The sequence below is a fragment of the Naasia sp. SYSU D00948 genome (assembly GCF_017916515.1).
Taxonomy (GTDB): domain Bacteria; phylum Actinomycetota; class Actinomycetes; order Actinomycetales; family Microbacteriaceae; genus Naasia.
In genome coordinates, this window is the sequence record NZ_JAFMTA010000001.1 from 580,604 (window position 1) to 597,113 (window position 16,510).

A 16,510-nucleotide genomic window follows, 5' to 3' on the forward strand; every position below is an offset into this window, starting at 1 on the left:
GTGTCCGCAGCACCCGCGGCGCCGAACTCCCGGGCGCGTCCCGCGGCCGATGTCGGACCCCCGCCGCAGACTCTCGACATGGACCTCGCGCTCTCCCTGCTCCTCGGCCTCCTCGTCGGCATCGTGCTCGGGATCCCCGCGGGCGCGCTCCTCGTGAAGCGGCGGGCGGCGGCGCCCGGGGAGGACCCCGCACTGCTCGAGGCACGGCACCAGGCCGAGATCGTGCGGATCCGCGCGGAGGAGGCCGCGGCCCGCGCGGCCCTCGAGCGCGAGCAGACCGAGCACCGGGCCCTGCTCCAGTCCGAGCACGCGTCCATCTGCGCCGCCCTGCAGGCCGACCTCTCCGGTCTCACCGCCACCGTCCAGGCGCTGCGCGGAGAGGTTGCCGGACACGAGGCGCGCTACCGGGAGCTCGTCGAGCGCCACGAGGCGGAGCTCGCGGCGCAGAAGCAGCGCGACGGCGCCGAGAGCAAGGTCCTGCAGGCGCTGACGCCGGTGCAGGAGTCGCTGCGCGCGATGCAGAGCAAGGTCGCGGAGATCGAGTCGCAGCGCTCGCTGCAGCACGGGGAGCTCGCCCAGCAGCTCCGGGCGGCCGCGGAGTCCGAGGAGCGGCTGCGCAGCACCGCGGAGTCGCTGGCCTCCGCGCTGCGCTCGAACAGCACCCGCGGGGTGTGGGGCGAGACGCAGCTGAGGAGCGTCGTCGAGGCGGCGGGACTGCTGCACCGGGTCGACTTCGACGTGCAGTCGAGCATCACGTCCGACGCGGGCGCCGGACGTCCGGACATGGTGGTGCACCTGCCCGGCGGCAAGCGCATCGCCGTGGACGCGAAGGTCCCGTTCACCTCCTACCTCGAAGCGGCCGCGATCCCGGCCACCGCGGGCGAGGCCGAGCTGGCGCGCAAGGCCACCCTGATCAAGGCGCACGTGAAGGCCGTCCGGGACCACGTGACGGCCCTCGGCAGCAAGACGTACTGGGAGGGACTCGACGGGAGCCCCGAGCTCGTGATCGCGTTCATCCCGAGCGAGTCGCTCGTGTCCTCGGCGCTCGAGGCGGACCCGTCGATCATGGAGTTCGCGTTCAGCCGCCGGGTCGCGCTCGCCTCCCCGGTGACCCTGTGGTCCGTGCTGAAGACGGTCGCCTTCAGCTGGCAGCAGGACGTCGTCACCCAGGAGGCGAAGCTGCTCTTCGACCTCAGCCGTGAGCTGTACGGGCGCCTGGCGACCATGGCGAACCACCTGTCGAAGCTCGGCCGCTCCATCGAGCGCAGCGTGAAGGACTACAACTCGTTCGTCGGCTCCCTCGAGCGCCAGGTCCTGCCGTCGGCCCGGAAGCTGAACGCCCTCGACGAGTCGAAGGTGCTGCCGAGCATCGAGGGCATCGAGGAGTCTCCCCGCGAGCTGACCGCCTTCGAGCTGACCTCGGGACCCGAGCGCGCCGAGGTCCTCGCGGTGATCGAGCACGAGCTGGAGGCGGTCGCCGACCACGAGCCGGAGCTCATCGACCTCGCTGCTGCCCGGCCCGCCGACGAATCCGCCGCCCGAACCGCCTGACGCCCGCCGCACCGCCCAACGCCGAGAGGCGGATCGGCGCGGGGCGGCGAGGGCGTCCACCGGGTCTCGTCCGGCGGGGCCGCAGGGAACCGCCCCTACTCATCCGGGGCGATCGATGCCAGCATGCCGGTGATGGGATCACTCGCCTGCCCTTCGCGGAACCCGGAGCATGACGGGCGCGCACGGGGGTGCGGATGACCGAGGTCGACGCGGGCACCGATGCTCCCGAGCGGGAGCACAGGGACGGCAGCGCCGACCTGGGCAACCGCATCCGTGCGGGCCGAACTCGCCGCGGCCTCTCGCTGCGAGCGCTGGCGGAACGGGTCGACCTCTCCGTCGGCCTGCTCTCCAACATCGAGCGCGGGGCCACGAGCCCGTCGATCGCCGCGCTCACTCGGATCGCGGAGGCCCTCGATCAGCCCGTGTCCGCTCTGCTTGCACCCGCCGAACTGAGGAGCCTCGTACCACGTGGCACGGGGGTGAAGGTGAGCCCGCCGGACGGTTCCTGGACCTCCGAGATCCTCACGCCGCAGACGTTCTCGCGGTACAACATCCTCCGGGCGACGGTGCCCCCGCGCCGCGTGAACGAGGTGGACCTGGACGGCGCGGGTGCGGAGGGCTCGCTCATCGCCGAACGCGGCACGATCATCGCCTGGATCGGCGGGACGGCCACTCCGGTCGGTCCCGGAGACTGCCTGTCCTTCTCTCCGCCCGCCCTGGCCCGGTTGGAGAATCCGGGGGACAACCCCGCCGTCTTCCTCCTCGTCGTGAGCCGCTCGACCATCTGAGCCTACGAGCCCCGGCGTTCACCGTCACGTACGGAGGACTCGGCTGCGTGAACGGCACGCTGTTGTTCGGCGCCAAGGCCACGACACGGCCGAGATGAGCGCCCCTTCGGGACTCGTCTGCTAATAGCCTCCGCCCGCTCGCCGATCGAGGCGGGCCACGGGGCGTCCCTCGGGTGGGAGGGGCGCCTTCCCGCGAACAGCCCGAACAGTGGGGGACACAGATGAACACGCACGCAGAATCGCGGCGCAGAACGCGACGACTGGTGGCGCTGGCGGCAGCCGGCCTGGTGCTGGCGGTCGGCGCGACCGCCTCGGCGATGGCGGCATGGACCGACACCGAATGGGTGTGGGGCTCCGCCGGCGGCGTGCTGGGCGGCGAGGACGGCCTCGCGACGTCCGTCTTCGCGGTGCAGCAGAACACCGGCACCGGCGACGCCGCGTGGTCGGACCGGCCCACGTCCGCGACCGCCGGCGCGATCTCCTTCACCGCGGACGCCGCGAGCCTCGCGCCGGGCGACACCGTCTACGGCTTCGTCCGGCTGAGGACGGTCGTGGAATCCGTGGCGGGGACCGTCGTGATGAAGCCCGCGCTGCCGGGGGACGGCACCGACACCGACCTCTTCGGCGCGCTGACCTTCGGCGCACGCGTGATGTCGTCGCCGACCACCTGCTCCGCCGCGGGATTCGCATCGAACGGGACCGCGATCGTCGCGCCCGGCACGCCGGTCACCTCGACGGCCGACGCCGCCTCCTTCACCCTCGCGGCCGCCGGCGACTCCGTTCCCGGTGAGGAGAGGACCGTCTGCGTCGCGCTGACTTTGCCCGCAGGGTCGCCGAGCACTCTGCAGGGACTCCAGGCCCTCCCGGTGTGGCAGTTCGTCTCCACGTCGAACTGATGCGGACCGCGCGGTCCCGCGCCCTCCGGGCCGGACGGCTGGCGGTCGGAGGGGCGGCGGGCGTCGTCGTCGTGCTCTGTGCGGCGCTCCTTACGGCTTCTGCTCTCGGCGTCCAAGTCGTGCGCCTGACGAGCGGATCGATGTCCCCGGACCTTCCGGCAGGCGCCCTCGTGCTGGTGGCCGACGTCGCGGCGAGCGACGTCCTGCCGGGAGAGGTGGTACTGGCTCAGCGGCCGGGCGCCGCCCCGGTGCTGCACCGAGTGATCGGCGTGGCGACGAGCGGCTCCCGGACAGAGCTCGTCCTCCAGGGCGACGCCAACCGGGCCGCTGACCCGCTCCCCTACACGGCCGCGCGCGTGGGCCGCCTGGTGCTCGGCGTGCCCTGGGGCGGTCAGGTCGTCCAGGCGCTCGCGTCGCCGGCCGGGATCCTGGGCTCGTCGGCGGTCGTCTCCGCGCTCACCTACCTCGCGCTCGCCCCCTCTCGACGCCGGGAGGCGGCGGCATGAGCAGTCGCGGTCGGCGCGCCGCCGCCCTCGTCACAGCCGTCCTCGCAGGACCGGCGATCGCCCTCGCCGCTCAGGCCGCTGCGGCGGCGCCCGCCGGCCCCGAGGAGGTCGGCAAGCTCCGGGTGACCACCTCGGCACCCGGGATGCGGGCGCTGCTCTCTCCCGGGGAGTCGCACGCATGGCTGCTGACGGCGGAACTCGAGGGCGCCGAGGCAGGAACCCTGTCGCTGGCGATGCAGGCCGCGGGCGACCTCACGGCGAGCGAGGACGGACTCTGGGTCATCCTCGACGAGTGCCGGGAGGAGTGGACGGACACACCGACGCCGACGTGCGCGGGCGAGTCCAGCCACGTGGTCACGACCGCCGCGAGCTCGGTGAACCACGGCGTCGCGATCCCCCTCGGCGCGATCCGCGCAAGCAGCCCGCGGCATCTCCGGCTCCAGTTCGCCCTGCCGCCCGACTCACCCGCCGAGCTCCAGGACCGGTCGGGCATCGTCGGACTCGGCTTCACCGCGACAGGGGACGGGGTGCCGCGGCCGGGAGCCACGGTCGGGAAGGAGCTCCTCGGGGACGGGGCGGCCGCCTCCGGCGCAGTGAGCGACGGGCAGGCGGGAACCGCCTGCGCGGTCACACTCGGAACGGGTGGCGGCACGTCGGACGGCAGCGGCACCCCGGGCGGCGCGACCGGACGCGGCGCGACGACCTCGGGCGACGACCTCCCCCTGTCGGGCAGCGGCTTCCAGCAGTGTCCCGTGCTCTCCCTCGGCGACTCCTCACCGCAGAGCGGGATCGCCGGCTGGGCGCTGGTCGCGGGCGGCGCGGCGACGGCGGCCGCCGCGCTCGTCGGCCTCCTCGTGACCCGACGGCGTGACGCCGACCAGGCACCCCACCTCGAGGTGACGGATGCCTAGGCGTTCCGCAGCCCTGCTGGCGGCCGGCACCGCAGCGCTCGTCGTGCTCGCCGGCACCGTCTCGCCCACCACGGCAGCGTGGGTGGTCGAGCAGTACGACCGGGGCACCGCGTCGACGCTCGACTGCGCCTCGGGCGCCGCCGTCGACGGCTCCGCCTGGTCGCAGGTGATCGGCGCCACCGGTCCGGATCCCGTTCCCGCTCTGCCGGGCCTGAGCGTGACCAACATCGCGCCGGGCCTGGAGAGCACGCCCTCGGATTCGGCCGCCGTCTCGCTCGGCGCGGACGGCTGGTCCTCGACCGTGGACATCGCGGCGCTGGATCCCTCGGGAGGCACCGGGCTCGCCGCCGGCGCAGGGCTCTATTCGCAGGTGGCGCGCGCGACGGCCGGAGGGCTGTCCGTCGCCGCGGCCGGCGCCGTGACCGCCGCGGCGGACGGCGCGGTGGCGCTCGACACGGCCGCTCCCGCCTCCTCGCGCTCCCTGACGCTCCGCCTGTCGGAGGTGCTCGCTCCTGTGCTCGCCGGGGCCGGCTCCGCGGTGGAGCCCGATGAGCTCGCCGACGTGCGCCTGACCGTCGGAGCGCTCGGCGCGCGCGCCCGGTACGACTCGTGTCCGGTTCTCTGGAGCCCGTCACAGCTGGCGAGCCACCTCTCCCGGAGCTACCTCCTCACCGACCTCACGGCCGGCTTCGACAGCAGCGCGGTGCGCACGGCGGTCGCCACCCTCGACGAGTCGCTCGCGGCGCTGCAGACGCAGCTCAACGCCCTGAGGCCGCCCGGCACGCCCGTCACGGGGGCGGCGCTCACCACGGTCACGCAGGCGCTGACGTCGGCGCTCCGCGTCACGGTCCTCGGCATCCCGGTCCAGCTGGGCCGGGTCGACTCGGTCACGGCGGGGACGGCCTTCGACCTCACCGCCGCGCGTTCCCTCCTCACCGGCACGATCAGCGACGGCTCCGTCACCATCGACCTCGCCACGGGACGGATCACCGCGGATCTCGACAGCATCTTCGCGGAGACGCACCACACGTCCCGGCTGAACGGTCTCGCCCCCAACTCGAAGGTGCTCACCCCGGAGGTCCTGGCCGCGCTGTCCACTCGGGTCGGCGCGCTCCTCACCGGCTTCGTCGACGGCGCGCTGAGCGCTGCGCTCGACACCGCCATCACCTCGGCGAGCACCGTCGTCGACACCCGCGCCTCGCTCGATGTGATCCTGGCCCCTCTGGTCCACGCGAACGCCCTGGCGCTCACGACGAGGATCTCGGGCTCGCTGGGCTCGTTCCTCGGCACCGCCGGAGAGCCCCGACCGGCGGTCGCGTCGACCGTCACGGTCCTGAACGGGCTGCTGTCGGCGGTCCTCACCCCTCTGCTCGTCCCGCTCGCGGCCGCGATCGAGATCCCGATGGCGACCACCGTCGCGTCCGCGGTCGGCTCGGCGGTCCTCGCCGGCGTGTCCTCGTCCGCCTCCCAGGCGGCGACCTCGACCACGCAGCAGGCCACGCACACGACGGTGCCGGCCCTTCTCACCGCGCTGCGGCCCGCGCTCGACGCCCTCCGCCGCGTCGTCGACGTGACGGCGAACGCCCAGCCCGACAGCCCGGGCGGCGTGGACCCGCCCGCACCGGCGGTGGAGGGCCGGTACATGGTGTCCGCGCTGAACGTCGCCGCGCTCGACCTGGCCGGTTCCCGTCTCCTCTCGGTGCACCTCGCCTCGGCCGCGGTCGGGCCGAACGCGAAGCGCTGAGCCGGGAGTCAGCGGGCGGCTACAGCCACTTCGACGCGAGGTGGTCCGCGATGACGCGGCGTACCGTGCCGGAGCGGGAACGCAGGACGACCGACTCCGTCCGGATGATGGGTCCCTTGCGGCGGACGCCCTCCACGAGTCCGCCGTCGGTGACTCCCGTCGCGACGAAGAACGTGTTCTCGCTGCGTACGAGCTCGTCCGCCTCGTAGACGTGATCCATCTTGAGGCCCGCGTCGATGCCGCGCTGGCGCTCCTCGTCGTCCTGCGGAGCGAGCCGGCCCTGGATGAGGCCCCCGAGTGCCTTGATCGCACAGGCCGTCGCGACACCCTCGGGGCTGCCGCCGGTGCCGACGCACATGTCGATGCGGGTCTCGTACCGGGCGGCGTTGATCCCGCCCGCGACGTCCCCGTCGAGCAGGAGGCGGGTGCCGGCTCCGGCGGCCCGGATCTCGTCGATCAGCTGCGCGTGACGCGGACGGTCGAGGACGGCGACCTGCATCTCCTCGACGGGCTTGTTCTTGGCCTTCGCGAGCGCCCGGATGTTCTCGCCGATCGGCTTCCGGATGTCCACGACGCCGACCCCCTCGGGGCCCGCGACGAGCTTCTCCATGTAGAAGACGCTCGACGCGTCGAGCATCGTGCCGCGCTCGGAGACGGCGATCATCGAGAGGGCGTTCTGCCGCCCCGCGGCGGTGAGCGAGGTCCCGTCGATGGGGTCGACCGCGATGTCGCACGAGGGGCCCTTGCCGGTTCCCACGCGCTCGCCGTTGAAGAGCATCGGGGCCTGGTCCTTCTCGCCCTCCCCGATGACGACGACGCCGTCGAAGTCGACGGTGCCGAGGAACTTGCGCATGGCGTCGACCGCCGCCTTGTCGGCCCCCATCTTGTCGCCCCGCCCGATCCAGGGAACGGCCCGGATGGCGGCCGCCTCGGTCGCGCGGACGAGCTCCATGGCGAGGTTGCGGTCCGGGTGCTCGTAGACGGTCGCGGCTTCCTCGGCCAATGCTGGTCCCTTCGTCGGGCCGCTCTCCGAAGGCGGAGGCGCGTGCAGGTCGAGCCTAGCGAGCGGCGATCCCGCGCCCCAGGGCCGGGGACCGGGGAGCGCGAGCGAGGGAACAGCCGCCTCGGGCCCCTCGCTAGACTGCGGCTGACCCGTCCCCGAGGAAAGAGACGCCATGCCTGTCGCCACGCCGGACCAGTACGCCGAGATGCTCGATCGGGCGAAGAGCGAGGGCTTCGCGTATCCCGCCATCAACGTGTCGTCGTCCCAGACGATCAACTCGGTGCTGCAGGGGCTCACCGAGGCGGGCTCGGACGGCATCATCCAGGTGACGACCGGCGGCGCCGACTACTTCGCCGGCCACACGGTCAAGAACCGCGCCGCAGGCGCCCTCGCCTTCGCGGCGTTCGTCACCGAGGTCGCGAAGAGCTACCCGATCACCGTGGCGCTGCACACGGACCACTGCCCCAAGAACGCCCTCGACGGCTTCGTGCTGCCGCTCATCGCGGCCTCCGAGGACGAGGTGCGCGCAGGCCGCAACCCGATCTTCCAGTCGCACATGTGGGACGGATCGGCCGTCCCGCTCGACGAGAACCTGCAGGTCGCGGAGGAGCTCCTCTCCAGAACCAAGGCGATCAACGCGATCCTCGAGGTCGAGATCGGCGTCGTCGGCGGCGAGGAGGACGGCGTCAGCCACGAGATCAACGAGCACCTCTACACGACCATCGAGGACGCGACGAGGACCGTCGAGGCCCTCGGGCTCGGCGAGAAGGGCCGGTACATGGCGGCCCTGACCTTCGGCAACGTGCACGGGGTGTACAAGCCGGGCAACGTGCGGCTGCGTCCCGAGCTCCTCGGGGAGATCCAGGCGGGTCTCACCGAGCGCTTCGGTCAGGGCCCGAAGCCGCTCGACCTCGTCTTCCACGGCGGCTCGGGCTCGACGCAGGAGGAGATCGCCGAGGCGGTCGCCAACGGCGTCGTGAAGATGAACATCGACACCGACACCCAGTACGCGTTCACCCGCTCCATCGCGGACACGATGTTCCGGAACTACGACGGCGTGCTGAAGGTGGACGGCGAGATCGGCAACAAGAAGATCTACGACCCCCGCGCCTGGGGCAAGCTCGCCGAGTCGGCGATGGCCAAGCGCGTGGTCGCGGCGACCCAGGAGCTGGGCTCGCACGGCAAGTCGCAGAGCTGAGCGGCGGACGCGGCCGGCCGGTCTCCCGCCGGCCGCGGACCGCGCTCAGCGCGCGGTCTGCTGCTCCAGGTACGCGGCGAGCGCCGGATCCCCGATCATGGCCGCGCCGATGAGGACGACCGCCACGACCAGCGCGATGGCACCGGCGACGAGTGGGATCCAGAAGGCGATCCGGCCCGCGCGCAGCTGAGGGATGGATGCCGCGACGGCGGCGATCAGCAGCAGCACGTTGACGACGTTGACCGCGATCCCGATCGCCGAGGCGAGCGCGATCGCGGTGTAGTCGCCGAACCCCTGCATGGCGTACGCCTCGTCCAGCGCGTCCGGCAGACGCAGCATCTGCGGGATGCCGGTCAGGACGTTCACGGTGCCGAACACGAGCAGCGCGATCGTCAGGACGCGGTCCCAGGTGGGCGCCGCCCGCCTCGCGGCCGTGGCGGGCGGCTGCTCGGGCGCCGGCGCTACCGGAGGGGGCAGCTCGGGCGCCGGCTCCGGCGCCGGTCCGTACTCGCCCCAGCGGGGAGCGGGACCGGATGTCGGCCGGTCGCTCACGAGTCCCGTCCGCGCCCGCCGAGGGCGCGGGAGTCCTGCCGGCCGCTCACGTCGCGCCGGAGCTCCTTCGGCAGCGAGAAGATCAGGTCCTCCTCCGCCGTCTTGACCTCGGACACGTCCCCGTAGCCGGCGTCCGCGAGGTCCTCGAGCAGCTCCTGCACGAGCTCCTCCGGCACGGACGCGCCGCTCGTCACGCCGACGGTCTCGACGCCGTCCAGCCACTCCTGCCGCACCTCGCTCGCGTAGTCGATGCGGTAGGCCGCCTTCGCCCCGTACTCGAGCGCGACCTCCACGAGGCGCACGGAGTTCGAGGAGTTGGCGGACCCGACGACGAGCACGAGGTCCGAGTCCCGGGCCACCTTCTTGATGGCGACCTGGCGGTTCTGCGTGGCGTAGCAGATGTCGTCGCTCGGCGGATCCTGCAGGTTCGGGAACCGCTCGCGGAGACGGCGCACGGTCTCCATGGTCTCGTCCACCGAGAGCGTCGTCTGCGAGAGCCACACGACCTTGTCGGGATCCTTCACCGTGATGTTCGGGACGTCCTCCGGCGAGTTCACGAGCGTGATGTGCTCCGGGGCCTCCCCCGCGGTCCCCTCGACCTCCTCGTGACCGGCGTGCCCGATGAGGAGGATCTCGTAGTCGTCGCGCGCGAAGCGGACCGCCTCGCGGTGCACCTTGGTCACGAGGGGGCAGGTCGCGTCGATGGCGCGCAGCCCGCGCTGGGCGGCGGACTGGACGACGGCAGGCGAGACACCGTGGGCGCTGAAGACGACGTGCGCGCCTTCCGGCACCTGATCGACCTCCTCGACGAAGATCGCGCCCTTCTTCTCCAGCTCGCCCACGACGTGGATGTTGTGCACGATCTGCTTGCGCACGTACACCGGGGCGCCGTAGTGCTCGAGAGCCTTCTCCACGGCGACGACGGCGCGGTCGACGCCGGCGCAGTACCCGCGCGGAGCGGCGAGGAGCACCCGCTTCGTCCCCGCGACGGGGGTATCGGTTAGCCTGTTCCGCGCCCGGGGGATCCGGGGCATGCCGAGGCCGATGGTGGCGTTGCTCATCCGCAGGATTCTAGTTCGGCATGTGTGCGCGGCCGCTGAGAGCGCGGCGAGGAGAGGCAGCCATGTCGGACGGTCGTCCCACCGCGGAGACCCCTTGGCCGGTGGGGCTGCTCGCCACCAAGCTGCGCGACTACATCGACCGGCTCGGCACCGTGTGGGTCGAGGGCGAGATCACGCAGTGGAGCGTCTCGAGCGGCACGGTCTACGGCAAGCTGAAGGACCTCGAGCAGGACGCCACCATCGGGTTCACCGTCTGGTCCTCGGTCAAGGTGCGCATCCCCGCCGACCTCAAGCAGGGCGACCGGGTCGTCGCGCTGATCAAGCCGAACTACTGGATCAAGGGCGGCAGCCTCACGATGCAGGTGTACGACATCCGGCACGTCGGACTCGGCGACCTGCTCGAGCGCCTCGAGCGCCTGCGGGCGAAGCTCGCGGCCGAGGGCCTGTTCGCGACGGAGCGGAAGCGGCGGCTGCCGTTCCTGCCGGCGCGCATCGGCCTCGTCACCGGCAAGGACTCCGACGCCGAGAAGGACGTGCTGCGCAACGCCCAGCTGCGCTGGCCCGCCGTGCAGTTCCGGATCATCCACGCGTCGGTGCAGGGCGACCGGGCGGCCGCAGAGATCACCGGCGCCATCCGCGCGCTCGACCGCGACCCGGAGGTCGACGTGATCATCGTCGCCCGGGGCGGCGGCGACTTCCAGAACCTCCTCCCCTTCAGCGACGAGAACCTCATCCGGGCCGTCGCCGGGATCCGCACGCCGCTCGTGAGCGCGGTCGGTCACGAGGCGGACCGGCCGCTCCTCGACGATGTCGCCGACCTGCGCGCCTCGACGCCGACCGACGCCGCCAAGCGCGTCGTCCCCGACGTGAGTGAGGAGCTCGCGCGCATCGAGCAGGCGCGCGCCCGGATGCGGAGCCGCGTCACGCATTTCGTGAGGATCGAGGTGGACCGGATCGCGGCCCTCCGCAGCCGCCCCTCCCTCGCCACCCCTGCCACCATCGTCGACCGCCGGGCCGACGAGCTGGCGCGGTACCGGGCCCGCGGCGGGGAGCTGCTGGACCGGGAGCTGGAGCGGGCGGACACCACGACGGCGCACCTGACCGGACGGCTCCGGGCGCTCTCCCCGCAGAGCACCCTGGCCCGCGGCTACGCCATCGCCCTCCGCGAGGACGGGCACGTGCTGAGGGAGGTCTCGGAGGCGCCCACCGGCACGGCGCTGCGGCTGCGGCTGACCGACGGGTCCCTGGGAGCCGTGAGCACCGGGCCCGTCGGCGGCCCCGAATAGACTGGGTGCATGCCCGATCCGGCCGCTCCCGTCTCCGAGCTCAGCTACGAGCAGGCGCGCGACGAGCTGATCCGGGTGGTCAACGAGCTCGAGCAGGGCGCCGAGACGCTGGAGCGCTCGCTGCAGCTGTGGGAGCGCGGGGAGCTCCTCGCGCGGCGCTGCGAGGAGTGGCTGCTCGACGCGCGGGCGAGGCTCGACGCGGCCCGCGCCGGCCAGGCGCCGCCCCGGGCATGAGCAGGCAGCGCCGACCGGCGGTCGTCGCGGAGCTCGGCCGTCCGGAGACGCCCGAGGAGACCGCCGCCCGCAAGGCCGAGGAGCGCCGCGTCCGCGCCTCCCGCCGCACCACCACGAATCTCTGGCTGTCGCTCCTCGCCGGCCTTGCGGCCGTGCTCGTCCTGGTGCTCCTCGTCCCGCGCGGCGACGCCGAGCTGACCCCCGACATCGACTACGTCGCCGTCGCCGCCGACGCGCAGAAGGACGTCGACGTGCCGCTCGCGGTGCCGCGTCCGGGATCCGACTGGCGCGCGAACGCCGCGGAGCTGCGCACGAGCGCTGCGGACGACATCGTCTCCTGGTACATCGGCTTCCTGACGCCGGGCGACGAGTACCTCGGGTTCAGCCAGGGCATCGAGGCCAACCCGAGCTGGGTGAGCGCGCTCCTGCAGGAGTCGCGACCCGACAGCACCGACCGCATCGGCGGACTGGAGTGGACCGTCTACGACAACCGGGAGACCGGGGCGAGGGGCAACGTGGAGTACGCATTGGTGACCGAGGGGCCGGACGGCCTGTACGCGGTGTACGGCACCGCGGACCCGGGCGAGGCCGCACAGCTGGCCGCCGCCGTCGCGGAGTCGATCTCGGGGGACGCCTCGTGACCCGGCCCGCCACCCCCGCGGAGGCGTGGGCCGAACTGATGCACGGCAACGAGCGCTTCGTCCGCGGTGAGCCGTCGCACCCGCGGCAGGACGTGGAGCGCCGCGCGGAGCTCGCTCACGTGCAGCATCCGTCGGCCGCCCTGCTCGGCTGCAGCGACTCCCGCCTCGCCGCCGAGATCATCTTCGACACCGGGCTCGGCGACCTGTTCGTGGTCCGCAACGCGGGTCAGGTCGTGTCCGACTCCGCGGTGGCGTCCCTCGAGTACGCCGTCGCGGTCCTGAAGGTGCCGCTCATCGTGGTCCTGGCGCACGACGAGTGCGGCGCCGTGCGCGCCGCCATCGACTCCCAGGGCGGGGAGGCGCCGCCGCTGCCGCCGCTCATCCGCCGGCACGTCGAGGGCATCGTGCCCGCGGTCCGCGCCATCGGCGTCGTCGCGGAGGACGGGACCATCGACCCGGACGCCATCGACGTCGCCGAGGTGGGCCGGCGCCACCTCCGGAACACCGTCGCGGAGCTCATGGCGCGGTCGGAGCTCATCTCGCAGGCGATCGCCGACGGTAGCCTTGCAGTCGTGGGGGCGCACTACCGCCTGGCCGAGGGCCGCGCGGGCCTCGATCTCGCCGTCGGCGACGTGCGCCGCACCGGCGACGTCGGCTGACCGCCCCGAGCCACGCAGAGAGGGAGCCACGCAGTGGTGGATAGCGAGTACCGCATCGAGCACGACACCATGGGCGAGGTGCGGGTGCCGAAGAGCGCCCTGTACGCCGCGCAGACGCAGCGGGCGGTCGAGAACTTCCCGATCTCCGGGGACAGCCTGGAGGAGGCGCAGATCGTCGCGCTCGCCCGCATCAAGCGGGCCGCGGCCCTGGTGAACGGCGAGCTCGGGGTGCTGAAGCCGGAGGTGGCCTCCGCCATCGTTGCCGCCGCCGACCGGATCATCGCCGGCGAGCACCTCGACCAGTTCCCGATCGACGTGTACCAGACGGGCAGCGGCACGTCCTCGAACATGAACATGAATGAGGTCCTCGCGTCGCTCGCGTCGGCGGACCTCGGCTCGCCGGTGCACCCGAACGACCACGTGAACGCGTCGCAGTCCTCGAACGACGTCTTCCCGACATCGGTGCACGTCGCGGTCACGGAGGCGCTCCTGCGCGGGCTCGTGCCATCGCTGTCGCACCTCGCGTCCGCGCTCGAGGCGAAGGCCGCCCTGTGGAAGGACGTCGTGAAGCCGGGCCGCACCCACCTCATGGACGCGACGCCGGTCACCTTCGGCCAGGAGTTCGGCGGCTACGCGCGGCAGATCCGCCTGGGCATCGAGCGCGTCGAGGCCACGATCCCCCGCGTCGCGGAGGTGCCGCTCGGCGGCACCGCGACCGGCACCGGGATCAACACGCCGCGCGGCTTCCCGCAGAAGGTGATCGCGATCCTCGCCGACGACACCGGGCTGCCGATTACGGAGGCCGAGGACCACTTCGAGGCGCAGGGCGCGCGGGACGCGCTCGTCGAGGCGTCCGGGGCGCTGCGCGTCCTCGCGGTGAGCCTCACGAAGATCTGCAACGACATCCGCTGGATGGGCTCCGGACCGAACACCGGCCTGGGCGAGCTGCACATCCCCGACCTGCAGCCGGGCTCGTCGATCATGCCGGGCAAGGTGAACCCGGTGATCCCCGAGGCGGTCCTCATGGTGACCTCCCGGGTGGTCGGCAACGACGCGAGCATCGCCTGGTCGGGCGCCTCGGGCTTCTTCGAGCTCAACGTCGCTATCCCGGTCATGGGCACGGCGCTGCTGGAGTCGATCCGGCTCCTCTCGAGCGCTGCGCGGCTCCTCGCCGACAAGACGGTCGACGGGCTCGAGGTGAACGCCGAGCGAGCCCGCGCTCTCGCTGAGTCGTCGCCGTCGATCGTGACCCCGCTGAACCGGGTGATCGGGTACGAGGCCGCCGCGAAGGTCGCCAAGCACGCGGTCGCGAAGGGGCTCACTATCCGGGAGGCCGTCGTCGACCTCGGCTTCGTCGAGCGCGGCGAGGTGACCGAGGAGCAGCTCGACACGGCGCTCGACGTCCTGTCGATGACGCACCCGGGCTGAGCCGGGCTCAGCCGACCGGGGCCCTCTCCAGGTTCGCGTCGAGCCAGCGCCGCAGCTCGCCCGCCGGGCGGGCGCCGACGGCCCGCGCCACCTCCTTGCCGCCCGCGTAGAGGAGCAGCGTGGGGATGCTGGTCACTCGATGGCGGGCGGACACCGCGGGGGACGTGTCGGAGTTGACCTTCGCCACCTTGAGCGTCCCGGCCCGATCCCGGGCCAGCTGCTCGACGATCGGGCCGACCATCCGGCAGGGGCCGCACCACGGCGCCCAGACGTCGACCAGCACCGGCAGGCGGCTCTGCTCGACGGCCTCCGCGAACGTGTCGTCCCCGACGTCCACGAGCCACGGCAGGTCGGCATGGCAGTTCGCGCAGCGCAGGCGGCCCTTCGCGGACACGGGGACGCGGTTGCGGCGTCCGCAGCCGGGGCATTCGACGAGGGACGCCATGCTCACATCCATACTCCGTGCCGGGCGAGGGCCTGCTGGACCTGACGCAGGCTGGGCTCCATCAGCCACTCGCCGTCGATGTACACGACCGGGGTGTGCAGGTCTCCCCCGGCGAGGTACGAGAGCTTGCGCTCCGCGTCGGGGTGCAGATCGAGGTCGACGTAGGCGTAGTCGATGCCGGCCCGCTCCAGGGCGCGCCGGATCATCTGGCTGATGCCGCACCAGCGGTTGCCGTAGACGGCGATGGGAACCGCCGGAGCAGCGCGCCGATCGGCGTAGGCGCCGAGCATCGTCATGTGGGGATCACCTCCTGCTGTCCCCGGACCCTGTCGAGGGCGTCCAGAAGCTCGTAGATATCGGGAAGATGGTGCAGCTCGGGCGACACGTGCGCCCACCGGATCACGCCCTCCCCGTCCACGAGGTAGAGGGCGCGCTCGCTGAAGCCGTCCGCGTCCCGCCAGACGCCGTAGCGCCGCGCGACCTCCCCCTTGGGAGCGAAGTCGGACAGCAGCGGGAACGTCAGCCCGCGGACCGCGGCCCAGGCTCCATGGCTGTAGATCGAGTCGACCGAGATGCCCAGCAGGGCGATGCCGCGCGAGGCGAACTCGTCGAGCTCCTGCTGGTAGAGCTCGAGCTGCTGGCTGCACCCGGGGCTCCAGTCGAGCGGGTAGAACACGAGCACGACGGGCGTGCCGCGGAAGTCGGACAGCGAGACCGGCTGGTTGCGAGCGTCAGGAAGGGTGAAGTCGGGAGCGGGAGCGCCGACGGGAAGACCCTCGTTCCGGCGCTCGCCCCGCATCGGCGGCGCGGTCCGCCAGAGGTCCGCCACATCGCCCGGCGTCTTCTCCACCGCATCCGGGTGGGCCCGCCGGATCGCCTCGCCGACGAGGGCGTGCAGCACCGAGAGCGACTCGCGCACGGGCGAGTCCGAGATCTGCGGCTCCAGCTCGGCGAAGCGCTCCTCGAGCTGGTGCAGCCGCGTGTCCGAGAAGGGGAGATCGACAGTGCTCATGATCGATGGAAGAGGAAGGGCGGGCGGGGTTCCCCCGCCCGCCGCCGATCGGATTAGGCGCCGGCCTGCCCGCTCTGCTGCGCGGGCTGCGCCTGGCGCTCCTCCTGGGAGCCGGAGCCGGCTTCCACGCTCCGCTGTCCGGTCTGCCCGGTGGCGATCTGGATCTTGCGGGGCTTCGCCTGCTCCGCCACGGGGATCACGACGCTCAGGACGCCGTTCGTGTAGTGCGCGCTGATGCTGTCCGCGTCGATGCCGTCACCCAGGGTGAACTGCCGCACGAACGAGGCGTCCGGCCGCTCCCGGGTCAGCCACTCGACCCCCTCGAGACCGCGGACGGTGCGCTGCGCGCGGAGGGTCAGGGTCTGGCCGTCGACGGACACATCAACCGAACCCGGGTCTACACCCGGGAGGTCGGCGTTGAGCACGAAGTGATCCCCTTCGCGGTAGAGGTCGACCGGCATCGCCATGCCCGAGGCCGCCCGGCGGTAGAGGGCGCCGGTGAGCCGGTCCAGCTCCTGGAAGGGATCGAAGAACATCGCCATTGCTTGGTCTCCTTTCACTCTCGTGGCGAGTGACCTCTGTTCAGTTCTGAGAG

18 protein-coding genes and 1 pseudogene are annotated in these 16,510 nt (G+C 72.6%); 12 read left to right on the plus strand and 7 right to left on the minus strand.

Going from position 1 to position 16,510, the window contains the following annotated elements; translation table 11 throughout:
• Positions 1 to 78: 78 nt before the first annotated feature.
• From J3P30_RS02685 to J3P30_RS02710, 6 genes are all read left to right on the plus strand, one after another.
• On the plus strand, positions 79 to 1,551 hold the full coding sequence (locus tag J3P30_RS02685) for a DNA recombination protein RmuC (RefSeq protein WP_210479405.1): 1,473 nt from the start codon (positions 79 to 81) through the stop codon (positions 1,549 to 1,551).
• A gap of 194 nt (positions 1,552 to 1,745) precedes the next feature.
• The gene (locus tag J3P30_RS02690; protein ID WP_210479406.1) at positions 1,746 to 2,339 is read left to right on the plus strand and encodes an XRE family transcriptional regulator; all 594 of its coding nucleotides are present in this window, start codon (positions 1,746 to 1,748) and stop codon (positions 2,337 to 2,339) included.
• 263 nt (positions 2,340 to 2,602) lie between these two features.
• Entirely contained in the window at positions 2,603 to 3,235 is a 633-nt protein-coding gene (locus J3P30_RS02695; RefSeq protein ID WP_210479407.1) for an acyl-CoA dehydrogenase, read from the plus strand.
• Entirely contained in the window at positions 3,235 to 3,741 is a 507-nt protein-coding gene (locus tag J3P30_RS02700) for a signal peptidase I (RefSeq protein WP_246852907.1), read from the plus strand. Before J3P30_RS02695 ends, J3P30_RS02700 begins: the two co-directional genes overlap by 1 nt.
• Complete coding sequence (locus J3P30_RS02705) at positions 3,738 to 4,652, plus strand: hypothetical protein (RefSeq protein WP_210479409.1); 915 nt, start codon at positions 3,738 to 3,740, stop codon at positions 4,650 to 4,652. Before J3P30_RS02700 ends, J3P30_RS02705 begins: the two co-directional genes overlap by 4 nt.
• Positions 4,645 to 6,396, plus strand: coding sequence for a choice-of-anchor G family protein (locus J3P30_RS02710; protein ID WP_210479410.1), 1,752 nt, complete (start codon positions 4,645 to 4,647; stop codon positions 6,394 to 6,396). The genes J3P30_RS02705 and J3P30_RS02710 overlap by 8 nt, the downstream gene beginning before the upstream one ends.
• Positions 6,397 to 6,415: 19 nt before the next feature.
• Here the strand turns inward: J3P30_RS02710 and glpX are convergent, their stop codons facing one another.
• Complete coding sequence (gene glpX / locus J3P30_RS02715) at positions 6,416 to 7,348, minus strand: class II fructose-bisphosphatase (protein WP_210481834.1); 933 nt, start codon at positions 7,346 to 7,348, stop codon at positions 6,416 to 6,418.
• A gap of 223 nt (positions 7,349 to 7,571) precedes the next feature.
• Here glpX and fbaA point away from each other — a divergent pair, with 223 nt between their 5' ends.
• Positions 7,572 to 8,597 carry a class II fructose-bisphosphate aldolase gene (gene fbaA, locus J3P30_RS02720; protein WP_210479411.1) on the plus strand — a complete coding sequence of 342 codons (1,026 nt, stop codon included), beginning with the start codon at positions 7,572 to 7,574 and terminating at the stop codon, positions 8,595 to 8,597.
• A gap of 45 nt (positions 8,598 to 8,642) precedes the next feature.
• Here fbaA and J3P30_RS02725 read toward each other — a convergent pair whose 3' ends face one another.
• Together J3P30_RS02725 and J3P30_RS02730 are read right to left on the minus strand one after the other, a co-directional pair.
• Positions 8,643 to 9,149 carry a DUF6264 family protein gene (locus tag J3P30_RS02725; RefSeq protein ID WP_210479412.1) on the minus strand — a complete coding sequence of 169 codons (507 nt, stop codon included), beginning with the start codon at positions 9,147 to 9,149 and terminating at the stop codon, positions 8,643 to 8,645.
• Positions 9,146 to 10,183, minus strand: coding sequence for a 4-hydroxy-3-methylbut-2-enyl diphosphate reductase (locus tag J3P30_RS02730; RefSeq protein ID WP_374058563.1), 1,038 nt, complete (start codon positions 10,181 to 10,183; stop codon positions 9,146 to 9,148). Before J3P30_RS02730 ends, J3P30_RS02725 begins: the two co-directional genes overlap by 4 nt.
• A 62-nt stretch (positions 10,184 to 10,245) precedes the next feature.
• On the opposite strand from J3P30_RS02730, the pseudogene xseA reads away from it, so the two are divergent.
• The 5 genes and pseudogenes from xseA to J3P30_RS02755 all read left to right on the plus strand — a co-directional run bounded on the left by xseA (position 10,246) and on the right by J3P30_RS02755 (position 14,458).
• Positions 10,246 to 11,566, plus strand: a pseudogene (xseA, locus tag J3P30_RS02735) (exodeoxyribonuclease VII large subunit).
• Complete coding sequence (locus tag J3P30_RS02740) at positions 11,506 to 11,730, plus strand: exodeoxyribonuclease VII small subunit (protein WP_210479415.1); 225 nt, start codon at positions 11,506 to 11,508, stop codon at positions 11,728 to 11,730. The pseudogene xseA and the gene J3P30_RS02740 overlap by 61 nt, the downstream one beginning before the upstream one ends.
• Positions 11,727 to 12,371 (plus strand): DUF4245 family protein, encoded by a 645-nt coding sequence (locus J3P30_RS02745; RefSeq protein WP_210479416.1) that lies wholly within the window; start codon positions 11,727 to 11,729, stop codon positions 12,369 to 12,371. The genes J3P30_RS02740 and J3P30_RS02745 overlap by 4 nt, the downstream gene beginning before the upstream one ends.
• 38 nt (positions 12,372 to 12,409) lie before the next feature.
• Positions 12,410 to 13,030 carry a carbonic anhydrase gene (locus J3P30_RS02750; protein ID WP_210481835.1) on the plus strand — a complete coding sequence of 207 codons (621 nt, stop codon included), beginning with the start codon at positions 12,410 to 12,412 and terminating at the stop codon, positions 13,028 to 13,030.
• A gap of 33 nt (positions 13,031 to 13,063) precedes the next feature.
• Entirely contained in the window at positions 13,064 to 14,458 is a 1,395-nt protein-coding gene (locus J3P30_RS02755; protein WP_210479417.1) for an aspartate ammonia-lyase, read from the plus strand.
• Positions 14,459 to 14,465: 7 nt separating this feature from the next.
• Here the strand turns inward: J3P30_RS02755 and trxA are convergent, their stop codons facing one another.
• From trxA to J3P30_RS02775, 4 genes are read right to left on the minus strand one after another with little or no spacing between them, the layout of a single operon-like run.
• Positions 14,466 to 14,903 (minus strand): thioredoxin, encoded by a 438-nt coding sequence (trxA, locus tag J3P30_RS02760; protein WP_246852693.1) that lies wholly within the window; start codon positions 14,901 to 14,903, stop codon positions 14,466 to 14,468.
• Positions 14,904 to 14,905: 2 nt separating this feature from the next.
• Positions 14,906 to 15,199 carry a glutaredoxin family protein gene (locus tag J3P30_RS02765; RefSeq protein ID WP_210479419.1) on the minus strand — a complete coding sequence of 98 codons (294 nt, stop codon included), beginning with the start codon at positions 15,197 to 15,199 and terminating at the stop codon, positions 14,906 to 14,908.
• Positions 15,196 to 15,915 (minus strand): peroxiredoxin, encoded by a 720-nt coding sequence (locus J3P30_RS02770; protein ID WP_210479420.1) that lies wholly within the window; start codon positions 15,913 to 15,915, stop codon positions 15,196 to 15,198. The genes J3P30_RS02765 and J3P30_RS02770 overlap by 4 nt, the downstream gene beginning before the upstream one ends.
• 53 nt (positions 15,916 to 15,968) lie before the next feature.
• A complete protein-coding gene (locus J3P30_RS02775) occupies positions 15,969 to 16,457 on the minus strand; it encodes an Hsp20/alpha crystallin family protein (RefSeq protein ID WP_210479421.1) in 489 nt (162 codons plus the stop codon).
• Positions 16,458 to 16,510: the final 53 nt, after the last annotated feature.

Excerpts from the sequence above, each read along its gene's own strand:
- J3P30_RS02765 (WP_210479419.1), bottom strand. The coding sequence starts at position 15,199 with ATGACGATGCTCGGCGCCTACGCCGATCGGCGCGCTGCTCCGGCGGTT.
- J3P30_RS02750 (WP_210481835.1), top strand. The coding sequence starts at position 12,410 with ATGCACGGCAACGAGCGCTTCGTCCGCGGTGAGCCGTCGCACCCGCGG.
- J3P30_RS02730 (WP_374058563.1), bottom strand. The coding sequence starts at position 10,183 with ATGCCCCGGATCCCCCGGGCGCGGAACAGGCTAACCGATACCCCCGTC.
- fbaA (WP_210479411.1), top strand. The coding sequence starts at position 7,572 with ATGCCTGTCGCCACGCCGGACCAGTACGCCGAGATGCTCGATCGGGCG.
- J3P30_RS02740 (WP_210479415.1), top strand. The coding sequence starts at position 11,506 with ATGCCCGATCCGGCCGCTCCCGTCTCCGAGCTCAGCTACGAGCAGGCG.
- J3P30_RS02770 (WP_210479420.1), bottom strand. The coding sequence starts at position 15,915 with ATGAGCACTGTCGATCTCCCCTTCTCGGACACGCGGCTGCACCAGCTC.
- glpX (WP_210481834.1), bottom strand. The coding sequence starts at position 7,348 with ATGGAGCTCGTCCGCGCGACCGAGGCGGCCGCCATCCGGGCCGTTCCC.
- trxA (WP_246852693.1), bottom strand. The coding sequence starts at position 14,903 with ATGGCGTCCCTCGTCGAATGCCCCGGCTGCGGACGCCGCAACCGCGTC.
- J3P30_RS02710 (WP_210479410.1), top strand. The coding sequence starts at position 4,645 with ATGCCTAGGCGTTCCGCAGCCCTGCTGGCGGCCGGCACCGCAGCGCTC.
- J3P30_RS02745 (WP_210479416.1), top strand. The coding sequence starts at position 11,727 with ATGAGCAGGCAGCGCCGACCGGCGGTCGTCGCGGAGCTCGGCCGTCCG.
- J3P30_RS02700 (WP_246852907.1), top strand. The coding sequence starts at position 3,235 with ATGCGGACCGCGCGGTCCCGCGCCCTCCGGGCCGGACGGCTGGCGGTC.
- J3P30_RS02685 (WP_210479405.1), top strand. The coding sequence starts at position 79 with ATGGACCTCGCGCTCTCCCTGCTCCTCGGCCTCCTCGTCGGCATCGTG.
- J3P30_RS02705 (WP_210479409.1), top strand. The coding sequence starts at position 3,738 with ATGAGCAGTCGCGGTCGGCGCGCCGCCGCCCTCGTCACAGCCGTCCTC.
- J3P30_RS02775 (WP_210479421.1), bottom strand. The coding sequence starts at position 16,457 with ATGGCGATGTTCTTCGATCCCTTCCAGGAGCTGGACCGGCTCACCGGC.
- J3P30_RS02690 (WP_210479406.1), top strand. The coding sequence starts at position 1,746 with ATGACCGAGGTCGACGCGGGCACCGATGCTCCCGAGCGGGAGCACAGG.